This window comes from Nonomuraea sp. 10N515B (assembly GCF_052245915.1).
Taxonomy (GTDB): domain Bacteria; phylum Actinomycetota; class Actinomycetes; order Streptosporangiales; family Streptosporangiaceae; genus Nonomuraea.
This window is the reverse complement of sequence record NZ_JBQQBQ010000020.1, coordinates 155,717-167,657: the sequence shown is the minus strand read 5'-3', so window position 1 is coordinate 167,657 and position 11,941 is coordinate 155,717. Positions and strand designations below refer to the sequence as shown.

11 protein-coding genes and 2 pseudogenes are annotated in these 11,941 nt (G+C 70.6%); 7 read left to right on the top strand and 6 right to left on the bottom strand.

Features of this window, described 5'->3' with window-relative positions:
- The 4 genes and pseudogenes from ACTWQA_RS28625 to ACTWQA_RS28610 form a co-directional block, all read left to right on the top strand.
- A pseudogene (locus ACTWQA_RS28625) lies at nucleotides 1-193 on the top strand (NADH-quinone oxidoreductase subunit NuoH); the annotation flags it as partial.
- Between the two features lie 59 nt (nucleotides 194-252).
- Nucleotides 253-555 (top strand): annotated as a pseudogene (locus ACTWQA_RS28620) (GntR family transcriptional regulator); the annotation flags it as partial.
- 248 nt (nucleotides 556-803) lie between these two features.
- Nucleotides 804-1,811, top strand: coding sequence for a 1-aminocyclopropane-1-carboxylate deaminase (locus ACTWQA_RS28615; protein WP_443162160.1), 1,008 nt, complete (start codon nucleotides 804-806; stop codon nucleotides 1,809-1,811).
- A 53-nt stretch (nucleotides 1,812-1,864) separates the two neighbouring features.
- Nucleotides 1,865-2,440, top strand: a complete 576-nt coding sequence (locus tag ACTWQA_RS28610; protein WP_443162159.1) for a dienelactone hydrolase family protein — start codon at nucleotides 1,865-1,867, stop codon at nucleotides 2,438-2,440.
- 77 nt (nucleotides 2,441-2,517) lie between these two features.
- On the opposite strand, the gene ACTWQA_RS28605 is transcribed toward ACTWQA_RS28610, so the two are convergent.
- The gene (locus ACTWQA_RS28605; protein ID WP_443162158.1) at nucleotides 2,518-3,153 is read right to left on the bottom strand and encodes a class I SAM-dependent methyltransferase; all 636 of its coding nucleotides are present in this window, start codon (nucleotides 3,151-3,153) and stop codon (nucleotides 2,518-2,520) included.
- 115 nt (nucleotides 3,154-3,268) lie between these two features.
- Here ACTWQA_RS28605 and ACTWQA_RS28600 point away from each other — a divergent pair, with 115 nt between their 5' ends.
- The 3 genes from ACTWQA_RS28600 (at nucleotide 3,269) to ACTWQA_RS28590 (ending at nucleotide 5,137) form a co-directional block, all read left to right on the top strand.
- Complete coding sequence (locus ACTWQA_RS28600) at nucleotides 3,269-3,865, top strand: helix-turn-helix domain-containing protein (RefSeq protein ID WP_443162157.1); 597 nt, start codon at nucleotides 3,269-3,271, stop codon at nucleotides 3,863-3,865.
- Nucleotides 3,866-3,973: 108 nt separating this feature from the next.
- Nucleotides 3,974-4,657, top strand: coding sequence for a hypothetical protein (locus tag ACTWQA_RS28595; RefSeq protein ID WP_443162156.1), 684 nt, complete (start codon nucleotides 3,974-3,976; stop codon nucleotides 4,655-4,657).
- 39 nt (nucleotides 4,658-4,696) lie between these two features.
- Nucleotides 4,697-5,137: an alpha/beta fold hydrolase gene (locus ACTWQA_RS28590; RefSeq protein WP_443162165.1), complete on the top strand. Its 441-nt coding sequence runs from the start codon at nucleotides 4,697-4,699 to the stop codon at nucleotides 5,135-5,137.
- Nucleotides 5,138-5,516: 379 nt separating this feature from the next.
- Here the strand turns inward: ACTWQA_RS28590 and ACTWQA_RS28585 are convergent, their stop codons facing one another.
- From ACTWQA_RS28585 to ACTWQA_RS28565, 5 genes are all read right to left on the bottom strand, one after another.
- Nucleotides 5,517-7,139 carry an ABC transporter ATP-binding protein gene (locus ACTWQA_RS28585; RefSeq protein WP_443162155.1) on the bottom strand — a complete coding sequence of 541 codons (1,623 nt, stop codon included), beginning with the start codon at nucleotides 7,137-7,139 and terminating at the stop codon, nucleotides 5,517-5,519.
- Nucleotides 7,140-7,241: 102 nt separating this feature from the next.
- Nucleotides 7,242-9,035, bottom strand: a complete 1,794-nt coding sequence (locus ACTWQA_RS28580; RefSeq protein ID WP_443162154.1) for an ABC transporter ATP-binding protein — start codon at nucleotides 9,033-9,035, stop codon at nucleotides 7,242-7,244.
- 40 nt (nucleotides 9,036-9,075) lie between these two features.
- Nucleotides 9,076-9,849: an ABC transporter ATP-binding protein gene (locus tag ACTWQA_RS28575; protein ID WP_327589844.1), complete on the bottom strand. Its 774-nt coding sequence runs from the start codon at nucleotides 9,847-9,849 to the stop codon at nucleotides 9,076-9,078.
- Nucleotides 9,846-10,901, bottom strand: coding sequence for a FecCD family ABC transporter permease (locus tag ACTWQA_RS28570; protein ID WP_443162153.1), 1,056 nt, complete (start codon nucleotides 10,899-10,901; stop codon nucleotides 9,846-9,848). The genes ACTWQA_RS28575 and ACTWQA_RS28570 overlap by 4 nt, the downstream gene beginning before the upstream one ends.
- A 2-nt stretch (nucleotides 10,902-10,903) precedes the next feature.
- Nucleotides 10,904-11,932: a FecCD family ABC transporter permease gene (locus ACTWQA_RS28565; RefSeq protein WP_443162152.1), complete on the bottom strand. Its 1,029-nt coding sequence runs from the start codon at nucleotides 11,930-11,932 to the stop codon at nucleotides 10,904-10,906.
- Between the last annotated feature and the right edge of the window lie 9 nt (nucleotides 11,933-11,941).

The window sequence follows — 11,941 nt, the reverse complement described above, 5'->3', positions numbered from 1 at the left end:
GGTCACCGGGATCATCGTGGTCGGGGCGCTGGCCATCTGGATGCGGTTCGACACCGTCAACCAGCGGCGCAAGGAAGCCAGGAAGGCCCAGGTCGAAGCCGAGTTCGAGGAACTGTCCAACGAGCCGGCGAAGGGTGGCTTCCCGGTGCCACCGCTCGACCTGCCGCACTACCACGGCGTCTCCCAGCCGTGAGGCCCCCCTTAAGCCGCTCTTGATCGAAACCACCGGTTTCCGCCAGCCGGAGATCCCGAATGCGGCGTGTCGTGGCCGGCGATCTCAACAAAGCACTCAATTCCGCTACGGGGCTTGACCTCCCGCAACATGGCGCATGCAAAATATTGCATGCCAGTTCCGCAGAGCCGAGGGTCGTCGCCAGGCCGCTTCTCCGGGAGAACGCCTATCGCGCGATCCGAGACGCGATCGTCGACGGCACACTCACCCCGGGCGAGCGTCTCAACGACGGCGATCTGGCGCAGTGGCTGGGCGTGAGCCGCACACCCATCCGGGAGGCGCTGACCCGTCTGGAGCAGGCCGGGCTGGTGCGGACCAAACTCGGTCGATACACCATCGTCAGTACAGTGGACGTTCGGGCCGTGCGCGCCGCCCAGTCGGTGACGGCCGCCATGCACGAGCTCGCCGTCCGGGAGGCGCTGCCGAATCTGTCCGCCGGCGACCTGGACGCCATGCGCGAGGCCAATGCGCGTTTCGCCGACGCCCTACGTCGCGACGACGTCGACGCGGCGCTCGCCGCGGACGACGCCTGCTCCTTCCGAGAACAAGCCTCAACCCTAAGGAGCCGTACGTGTCCATCGACGACTTCGAGCGCTATCCGCTGCTCTTCGGTCCCAGCCCCGTCCACCCCCTCGACCGGCTCAGCGACTACCTCGGCGGAGCCCGCGTCTGGGCCAAGCGTGAGGACTGCAACAGCGGGCTGGCGTTCGGCGGAAACAAAACCCGGAAGCTGGAGTACCTGATCCCCGACGCCCTCGCCCAGGGTGCGGACACCCTGGTCAGCATTGGGGGAGTGCAGTCCAACCACACCCGGCAGGTGGCCGCGGTCGCCGCCAGACTCGGGCTGAAGGCCGTGCTCGTGCAGGAGAGCTGGGTGGACTGGCCGGACGCGGTCAACGACAAGGTCGGCAACATCCTGCTGTCACGCCTCATGGGCGCCGACGTCCGCCTGGTCGAGGCCGATTTCGGGATCGGTCTCAAGGACAGCTGGCGCGAAGCCCTGGAGGGCGTCGTGGCAGGCGGTGGCCGCCCGTACGCGATCCCCGCTGGAGCGTCCGACCACCCGCTGGGCGGTCTCGGCTTCGCCAACTGGGCCTGCGAAGTGCAACGGCAGGAACACGAGCTGGGTGTCTTCTTCGACACCATCGTGGTGTGCAGCGTCACCGGGAGCACCCAGGCGGGCATGATCGCCGGCTTCGCGGGCCAGGATCGTCCGCGACGCGTGCTGGGCATCGACGCCTCCGCCAAGCTCGCCGAGACGCGTGCCCAAGTGGAGAAGATCGCCCGGGCCACGGCCGAACTCATCGGCTTGGGCCGGGACTTGCGCGAGGAAGAGATCACGGTGCTGGAAGGCTGGGCCGGCGACAGCTACGGCATCCCCGTGCAGTCCACCCTCGACGCCATCAGGCTCACCGGACGACTCGAAGGAATGATCATCGACCCAGTTTACGAAGGCAAGTCGATGGCCGGGCTCATCGACCTCGTTCGCCGCGGCGAGATCCCCAGGGACGCCAATGTCCTGTACGTCCACCTCGGCGGTCAGCCCGCCCTCAACGCCTACAGCGGGGTCTTTCGCTGAGCTGCCGCGTCAGTGAGATCGGGGTGCCACCCCAGCGTGGCTAAGCTGCGCGTATGGCGCGGATCCTTCTTCTGCACTCGATGTACGGCTTGCGGCCTGCTGTTCACCAGGCCGCTGACAGGCTGCGGGCGGCCGGGCATGACGTGCACGTCCCCGATCTGTACGGCGGCCGGGTCGTCGACACGCCCGAGGAAGGCATCGCGATCAAGGAGGAGATCGGCCGCGACGAGCTGCTGAAGCGGGCCGTGGCCGCGGCCGCCCCACTGTCCGCTGACGGCGGCCTGGTGTACGCGGGTTTCTCGCTGGGCGCGGCGCTCGCGCAGAACCTCGCTCTGGCCGACGAGCGGTGCCGCGGGCTGCTGCTGATGCACGGCACGTCCGACCTGGCCGACGGTGTCTCGGCCGACGATCTGCCTGTCCAGCTCCACGTAGCCGATCCCGACACCTACGAACCCGTCGACTGGCTGAACGCCTGGTACCTCAGGATGCGCCGGGCTCGGGCCGACGTGGAGGTCTTTCGCTATCCGGGCGTTGGCCACCTGTTCACCGACCCTGATCTGCCCGATTACAACGCCGAGGCCGCCGAGCGCGCCTGGGCGATCGCCCGGGACTTCCTCGCCGATCTTTGACCTCCGGGCGAATCCCGCACGAGCGGACCGGTCTCGGCGCGGGGCGCAGCGGGCCCTGGCGCTGTCGGATGGCGGGACTACCGGCGTCGGGTGGCGCGCACGACGACATCCTGGAGGGGGACCGCTCGGCCCCCGCGGCCGGTGAGCGTGCGGAGGTGCTCTTCGGCGGTGACGATCTCCCACTCCATGCCGTCCATGCGCGCGGTGATGGCCGCGGAGGTGGCCGAGGCTTCGGCAGGAGGGTGGTGCCCGTGGCCGGTGGAGCCCGGGGTGTGCAGGTGCCCCACGATGAGCAGCGTGCCGCCGGGAGCCACCCATCCGGCGATGCGGTCGTAGAACTCCAGTTGGGGCATCGCCGGGTGGGCGTAATGGGTCATGACCAGGTCGACCTGCGCGTCCGGGCTCCAGACGCTCAGATCCGCCTCGACCCACTGCAAGCGTTCGGGGGCTTCGCTCGTCGCCGCGCGCTCGGCAGCGCGGGAAAGGGCCTCGGACGAGATGTCGGCTGCGGTGACGTGCCAGCCGTGGGAGGCGAGCCAGATCGCCTCGGCCCCGGCGCCGCACCCGGCATCCAGTGCCGTGCCCGGTGTCAGGCCGCTGGTCTCCTGAGCGAGGTACGGGTTCGGCGGGTTGCCGCCCATGGATCCCGGGCCCCCGGCTCGCCCTTGTTGCCAGTGCCGCTCCCAGAAGTCCTTGTCGAACCCGTGCGTCATAGGTCGTCCTTCTCTCGTGCACCCCCTCTGCGGGTGCGTTCTTCGGTTCGATCGTCATGGTGCAGACAGAGGAGGCTGATACGCAAATGTTGTTGCCGAATGGCAAAATGCATGGGTGGATGAAACCATTGACCGCACCCTTGACGCTGTCGGACCGAGGTTGAAACGCCTTCGGCTGCATCGCGAGGTCACGCTCGCCGACCTCGCGGCGGAGACCGGCATCTCCACCAGCACCCTGTCCCGGCTCGAGGCGGGGCTGCGACGTCCCACGCTCGAGCAGTTGCTTCCGCTTGCCCGCGCCTACGGGGTCACACTCGACGAGCTCGTCGATGCGCCGCCGACCGGCGACCCCCGCATCAATCTGCGTCCCATCCCCTGCGGCGACGGCTCGGTCATCCTGCCGCTGACCCGTAGGCCCGGAGGAATCCAGGCCTACAAGTTCGTCCTTCCGACAGCAAGCGACGACGCCGAACCCGACCTGCGCACCCATGAGGGCTACGACTGGGTCTATGTTCTCAACGGAACGCTCCGCCTTGTCCTCGGGGAACACGACCTCATCCTTAAGCCCGGGGAGGCCGCGGAGTTCGACACGCGCACCCCGCACTGGTTCGGGGCCACCAGCGCCGGTCCCGTCGAGTACCTGAGTCTCATCGGGAAACAAGGCGAACGCGCGCACGTTCGTGCAGCACCGAGAAATGGCGCGGCCGAGTAAGAAGGCTCAGAGACCACAAGTGAGGGGATCAGCCTAGAGGGTCTGGTCGGAGGCGGTGGCAAGATCTGCCACCGGGATATCCGGCGACTCGGCGGGAACAGGGACCTCATGCAGGACAGTGCCGAACCGCCGGCGAAGGCGCTGCGGACGCCGCGCGCCGCGGGAGCCGCAGGGATTCTGTCGGCCCTGCTGCTGGGCGGCGCCATGATCCTGGTACGCAGGGCGATACCCGAGCGCCCGCTCGAGGCGACCGCGTATCTCGCCGACGTCGCCGGCCGCGACGCCCTGCGGCAGGCGCTGATCCTTCTGCCGTTCGGAGGGGTCTTCTTCCTGTGGTTCATGGGTGCGCTACGCGACTCGATCGGCGCGCGGGAGGACAGGTTCTTCGCGACGGTGTTCCTCGGCGCTGGCCTGCTGTACGTGGCGATGCTCTTCGTCTTCGGCGCGACGGCGAGCGCCTTCGTGGTCACGATCGATGCGATGAGAGGCTCGATCCCGCCGGCCGGGCTGTTGCACTATGGGCGTCACCTCACGATCATCCTGCTCACCGAGTACGCACCGCGCATGGCGGGCGTGTTCACGCTGACCGCCACAACCATCGTGGCCCGCCTCGGTTTGTTCCCCCGCTGGCTGATCCTGGCCGGCTACGTCGTCGGGCTGGTGCAGGTGCTGCTCGTGAGCCGAGTGGCCTGGTCGGAGATCATCTTCCCCGCCTGGGTCATGGTCGTCGGGGTTGTTCTGCTCATCTTGCCGGCCAATCGCATTGATGCCCCGAATATGCCGAAACGATGAACCGTCATGCAACTGGCAGGATGAGGGTCAACGGCCTGGATACGATGGGGGACACACCATGAATGGACCGACGGTCGCCGCCGGTCGCGGCTCCTCCCCGCAGGGCCGTACAAGCGATACCACGACGCTGGTGGGCCGGAGAGCCGAGCTCGCCCACATCGTGGACGCGATCGACGCGGGCCGGAGCGAGCCGCGGACGTCCCCGCCGAGGTGACCAAGGTCCTCGCGGTGGCGCAGCGACCGCTGGCCGCCGGGGCGTTCACCGAGCCCGCGGCCACGGCGTCCTGGAAGACCAAGCCCTCCTGGGCCCTCATCGCCACCGGCGACCAGGCGATCAACCCCGAGGTCCAGCGGTTCGGCGCCAAGCGGGCGGGAGCGACCGCCGTCGAGGTGGATGGCGCCTCGCACGCCGTCGCGGTGTCGCGTCCCAAGGACGTGGCCGACCTGATCCGCGAGGCGGTCCGGGCCACCTCCGTCTGAGGTCGGGGGTCAGGTGCTTCTCGTTCGCCTCGGACCTGCGGCGGGACAGCGCCGTGCGCCTGTGGGCCTCGCAGCGGCCGCCTCGAGGGTCACCAAGTTCGCGGGCGGGTCCCACCTCACCCTGGTCTCGCACCCGGACGCGGTCACGTCCGTGACCGGATCGGCGATCTGCTCCGTGAAGGCCGATTAGGCGGCCGTTCGGCCTGCTGACGCGGTGCTGCCCGGCGGCGAGCCCCGCCCTTACGGGCGGAGCCGGGCCCGTGCGAGCCTCGTGGCGGGGCGCCCCGTCCGACGCGCGCCTACGGCGAGTCGAGCGGGCCGAAGGCACGCAGTGCGGTGCCCAACCCGGGGGGTTTCCCAAAAGGCTTGAAAAGGTCGGTCACCGGGCCACGGCCAGCCGGTAGTCCTCGTCGGTGGCGAGCAGGTTCCGGTGCGTGTCCTCCGCGGTGATGACGCCGTCGTCCAGGACGAGGACCCGGTCGGCGGCGTCCAGGAAGGCCGGGCTACTGGTGATCACGATGGTGGTGCGGCCCCGCCGCAGCCCGGCGATGTTGCGCGCGATGAGCTGCTCGGTGACCGCGTCCACCGCCGTCGTCGGGTCGTGCAGGACGAGGACGTCGGTGTCGGCGGCGAGGGCTCGGGCCAGAGACAGCCGTTGGCGCTGCCCGCCGGAAAGATTCGCGCCGCGGTCGCGGACGCCGTGGTCGAGTCCTTCGCGGTGGAGGGCGACGACGTCGGTCAGCATCGACGCCTCGACGGCCTCGGGGACCATCCGGCTGGTGCCCGACGGGTCGATGTTCGTGCGGAGGGTGCCCGCGAAGATCTCCCCGTCGTACGGGTTCACCAGCATGTGCTCGCGGACCGCCTCGATCGACAGGTCTGCCGTTTCCTGCCCGCTGACCCGTACCACGCCCTCATACGCGCCGGGCGGGACGTTCATGGCCAGGACCGATGCCAGGTCGGCCGCCGCGCGCGGCTGGTAGGCGGCGATCGCCACGAGCTCGCCGGCGGACACCTGGAACTTCAGCTTGCGCAGGGACCCGTACCGGACGCAGTCGACCTCGAGGTCTCCGCCCGCGGACGGGCGGTCCCGCCCCGGGGTCATCACCGGCGGCGCGGCCAGCACCAGAGCCATCCGCTCGGCCGAGGCGCGCGCGATCATCACGTACTTCGGCATCTCCGAGAACAGCTTGAGCGGTTCCATGATGAACTGCGCCAGCCCCACGGCCATGACGAGCTGCCCGATGGTGATCTGGCCCTGGAACGCGAGCCACCCCGCCATCAGGGTCACGGCGGTGGCGAGGATCGCGTTGAAGCCCAGAGCGGCGCCCGCGTACGCGCCGTTCACCCTGGCGACGGTGACCGCCTGGTGCTTCGCCTCCGTGCTGACCTTCCGGTAGGACAGGAACGCCGCGTCGTTGCCGCCGAAGCCGTGCAGCGGGCGCAGGCCGGTGATCAGGTCGGCGACCTTCGCGCCCGCCCGCGCCACCCGGGCCTGCTGTTCGCGGGTGCTGACGCCGATCCGCTTGGACATCACGCTCAGGATCGACAGGATCGCGACGGTCCCCACGATCACCAGCAGGCCGAGCCAGACGCTGGCCATGCCCAGCGTCACCGCCGTGATCAGCACCGCGACCAGTGAGCTGATCAGCAGCGGCACCACCTCGATGATGTCGGCCGTCTGGTCGGCGTCCTCGGTGGCGATGGTCAGCACCTCGCCGGACTTGAGATCGACGTCTCTGGCCACTGGCTGGAGTCCGCAGGCCGCGACCTCGACCCGCCAGCGGTGCGCCTCGGTCGTGTTGGCCTTCTGCAGGATGCGCATCCCGAATCGCCACGACAGCGACACGATGGTGATGATCACAGCCAACGCGGCGATCGACAGGGCGAGCGCGCCGAGGCTTCGCTCCCGCATCGTGTGTTCGACGATCAGGCCGAGCGCGATGGGGAAGGCGGTCTCGCCCGCCTGGTACGAGCCCAGGAGGACGGTGCCCCAGGTCATGGCGCCGAGGTTGCGCCTCAGTGCGGTCCGGAGAATGCCGGACCCCGTGCGAGGCCGCTGCGCGTCAGGAGTCGTCATCGAGGTGGCGGGCATCCGGTTGACCTAACTCCCCGCTCGCCAGGCCTGCCACAGTCGTGCGTACCGTCCGCCCAGTGCCACCAACTCCTCGTGAGTTCCCTGCTCCACCACGCATCCCGCGTCCAGCACGGCGATCCGGTCCGCCGCCGTCGCCTGCGTCAGCCGGTGCGCCACGAACAACGTGGTGCGGCCCCGGCACGCGGCCAGCACGGCCCGCTCCAGCTCGGCGGCGCCCTCGCTGCCCGCCTCTGCGGTCGACTCGTCCAGCACCACCACCGGCGACCGGCCCAGTACCAGCCGGGCCAGGGCTATCTGGGCGACCTTGGTGACGTCCAGGCGCTCGCCGCCCTCGCCGACCATGGTGTTCAGCCCGTCGGGCAGCGCGTCGACCCACCCGTCGGCGCCGACCGTGCGCAGCGCGTCCATCAGCTCGGCGTCGGTCGCGTCCGGCGCGGCCAGCCGCAGGTCGTCGGCGAGCGGACCGGAGAACACATGCGTTTCCTGCGTCAGGATGCTCACCAAGGCCCGCGCCCCGGCCTCGTCCAGGCCCGCGAGGTCGGTCGGCCCGATGCGCACCGATCCGGCCTGTGGGGTGCCGATGCCCGCGATCAGGGCAGCCAGGGTGGTCTTGCCCGCGCCCGTCGCGCCCACCAGCGCGAGCGAACCGCCGGCCGGGATCACCAGGTCGACGTCCCGGAGGACGGGCTCCTCGGAATCGGGGTAGCTGAACGTCAGTCCCTCGACCGTCACCGGGTACGGCGTGAGGTCCGCGGACACGGCGGCGGCACTGCCCACCAGCCGGTCGTGCGCGGCCTCGCCCAGCACCCCGACCAGCCGGGTCAGGCTCGCCCCGGACTTCTGCGCCTCGTCGAAGGTGAACATGATGGCGCCCAGCGGGTTGAACAGCCGGTGGAACAGCAGCGGGGCCGCCGCCACCTCGCCCAGGCTGGCGGCGTCGGCCTCGAGCAGGGCGTACCCCACCACGATGATCAGGACCAGCCCGATGAACTCGGCACGGTTCTCTCTGCCGACGAACCGGCCGAACAACCGGAACACCTCGATGCCGAGCTCGCGCACCCGCCACGACTCAGTGGTGACCTGCTGGCGGAAGGCGTGCTCAAGGCGGTATGCCCGGACTGTGTCGATCCCGTTCAGACCGCTGATCAACGCCTGCGCGCGGTCGGCCTGGGCCGCCCGCTGCTTCTGGTAGAGCGGGGCGGACCGGGGGAGATACCAGCGCAGGGCCAGCGCGTACGCGGGCAGCGCGCCCGCGCCCGCCAGACCGAGTCGCCAGTCGAGCCCGAACATGCCGGCCGTGGCGATGACGACCAGCACTCCGGCCGAGAACACCGTGGGGATGGCCGTGCGGATGCCCTTGGACAGCACGGCCACATCGTCGCCGACCCTGGACAGCACGTCCCCCCGGCCGACCTGCTCGATCCGCGCGCTCGGCATTCCCAGCACCGCCCGGACGGCGTCCTCCCGCAGCCGCGCGAGCATCTCCGCGCCCAGCCGTCCGATCAGGTACGTCGACGCCCCGGTGGCCGCGACGCCGACAAGCGCGGCGGCCACCATCAGCGCGCCGATCGTGACCAGGATCGATGGCGGTTCGCCGTCGATCACCCCGTCGACCACCCGGCCGAGCAGGAGCATCGGCAGCACCGCGAGCGCCGCCCCGGCCACCGTGGTGAGCACGGTGGCGACCGCCAGCCATGGCACGTCGCGGAAGTGCGCCGCGACCCAGCGGGTGGCCTCACGTCCGGTCGCCGTGCGCAGGGTCGCCGGGGCGAGGCGGGTGTCGGTGGCGCTCACCCGCATCTCCGCTTCGGTGGACCCATGACCATCTAAGAGAGCGCCATCAGGAAGGAACCACCATCGGCGTGCCGGCGACGGGGTCGGGGACCACGACGCAGTTGAGGCCGAAGACCTTCTCGACCAGCTCGGCGGTGATCACCGCGGTTGGGGCGCCCTCGGCGACGATGGCGCCTTCCGCCATCGCGATGACGTGGTCGCAGAAGCGGCAGGCGAGGTTGAGGTCGTGCAGCACGACCACGATGGTCTTGCCGGACTCGGCGTTCAGCGTCCGCAGCAGCCGCAGCAGCTCCACCTGGTGGTTGATGTCCAGGTAGGTCGTGGGCTCATCGAGGAGCAGCAGGTCGGTGTCCTGGGCGAGCGCCATCGCCACCCAGACCCGCTGCCGCTGGCCGCCGGAAAGCTGCCGGAGCGGGCGGTTGACCAGGTCGGCGGTGCCGGTGGCCTCGAGGGCACGGGAGACCGCGTCGTCGTCCTGGTCGCTCCAGCGACGGAACCACCCCTGGTGCGGGTAGCGGCCGCGGGCCACCAGGTCGGCGACGGTGATGCCCTCGGGGGCGAGGGGGGTCTGCGGGAGCAGCCCGAGTGTCTTGGCCACGTCGTGGGTGCTCATCTCGGTCAGCGCCTTGCCGTCCAGGTATACGGCGCCGTGACGGGGTTTGAGCAGCCGGGCCAGGCCGCGCAGCAGCGTGGACTTGCCGCACGCGTTGGCGCCCACGATGGCCGTGATCCTGCCGTCAGGGATCTGGACGTCGAGGTTGGTCACGATCGCCTGGTCGTCGTACCCGAGGGTCAGGCCCTCGGCGCGTAGCCGGGTCATCCGCCCGCTCCTTGCCGGTTGGTGGTGGCCAGCAGCCACAGCAGGTAGGGTGCGCCGACCGCGCCGGTCACCACGCCGGTGGGCAGCGCCGTCGGGAGCAGGTGGACGGCGATGAGGTCGGCGGTGAGCAGCAGCGCGGCGCCGACCAGCGCGGCTGGGATGATCCCGCCCGTGGCGGGGCCGAGCAGCCGGTTGGCGATCGGTCCTGCGACGAGTGCGACGAAGACGATGGGGCCGGCCACGGCGACGGCCAGGGCCGTCAGCACCACTGCCGTGGCGAGCAGGCCGGCCCGGCTGAGCTCGGTGCGGATGCCCAGCGCCCGGGCGGTGTCGTCGCCGAGTTCGAGCGCCCGCAGCTGCCGCTGCAGGAGGACCGCGGTGGGCAGGAGGAGCACCAGGGCGCCGAGCAGGAGCCGTAGCTCGCCGGCGTCGGCCTGTCCGACGGAGCCGGTCAGCCAATGCATCGCCTGCCGGGCGTCGGACAGCTGGGCGCGGGTCAGCATGTAGCCGATCAGGCCGTCGAAGAAGAGCGTGGCGCCGATGCCGATGAGGATGAACCGGTAGCCGGCGACGCCGTCGCGCCAGGCGAGCACGTACATCAGCAGGGCGGCGGCGACGGCCCCGCCGAGGGCCAGCGCGCTCACGGCCAGTCCGCTGACCTGCAGAAGCACGATCCCGGTGATGGCGGCGAGCCCGGCGCCGGAGTTGATGCCGACGAAATCCGGGGACGCGAGAGGGTTGCGCAGCAGCTGCTGGAAGATCGTCCCGGCGGCGCCGAGGGCGAGGCCGACGGCCAGCGCGGACGCCGCGGTGGGCAGCCGCAGCCCCCGGACGACGAAGTCGACGCTGGGGTCCTCGCGCAGGTGGAGCACCGAGGCGATGACCTCGCCCGCGCTGAGCTGGAAGCTGCCCACCATCATGGTGAGCACGAACAGCGCGCTGACGGCCACGGCCAGGGAGCACGTCACCACAAGTGAACGGGTGGCCCGGCGACGCCGGGTGGTGCGGAAGGCGCCGGCGGTCGCGGCCCGCGCGGTCGTGGTCGCTGTCATGGTCACACCTCCGACAGCCGGCCGTAGCGGACGATGCCGACGAACGCCGGTGCTCCGAGCACGCCGAGGACCACACCGACCTGCAGTTCGTCGGGGACGGCCACCACCCGGCCGAGCACGTCCGCCAGCAGCAGCACGATGGGGGCCAGGAGCATGGAGTACGGCAGAATCCACCGGTAGTCCGGGCCACAGATGAACCGCGCCACGTGGGGCACGACGAGCCCGACGAAGACGATCGGTCCGCAGGCGGCCGTGGCGGCCCCGGCGAGCACCGCGACCACGGCGAACGCGGCCGCCCGGGTCCTGGTGACCCGCTGGCCCAGGCCGCGGGCCATGTCCTCGCCGAGCGCGAGCCCGTTGAGCGCCCGCCCGAAACTCAACGAGGCGACCAGCCCGAGGATGAGGAACGGCGCGACCCCGGTCAGGATCGGGGCATAGCGCCCGGCGAGCGACCCCACCTGCCAGAACCGCAGCTCGTTCAGCGCGTCCACGTTGGTCATCAAGATCCCAGTGGTCACCGAGGCCAGGCCCGCGGTGACGGCCACGCCGGACAGGGCCAGCTTGATCGGGGTGGCGCCCTCCCGGCCGAGCGACGCGATCGCGTACACCAGCACGAGGGCCCCGATCGCCCCGGCGAAGGCGAACCAGACGTAGACGCCCGCGCCGCGCACGCCGAGCACCGTGATGGCGAAGACCACGAAGACGGTCGCCCCAGAGTTGATGCCCATGATCCCCGCATCGGCCAGTGGGTTACGGGTGACGCCCTGCAGGATGGCGCCGGCCACGCCGAGGGCGGCGCCCACCAGGATGCCGATCAGCGTGCGGGGCACGCGCAGCTCCAGCGTCACCGTGCTGTTGATCGACCCGTCGGTGTCCAGGCTGCCCAAGGCGCGCAGCACCTCCGGCAGGCCGATTGAGCGCGAGCCCAAGGTGACGCTGAGAAACGCGACCAGAGCCAGTAACACGCACAGGACGGCGAGCCCCGGCCCGAGGGCGACGGCTCTGCGTGCGAGATGCGTCGAGCTGCTCATCAGCGGCGA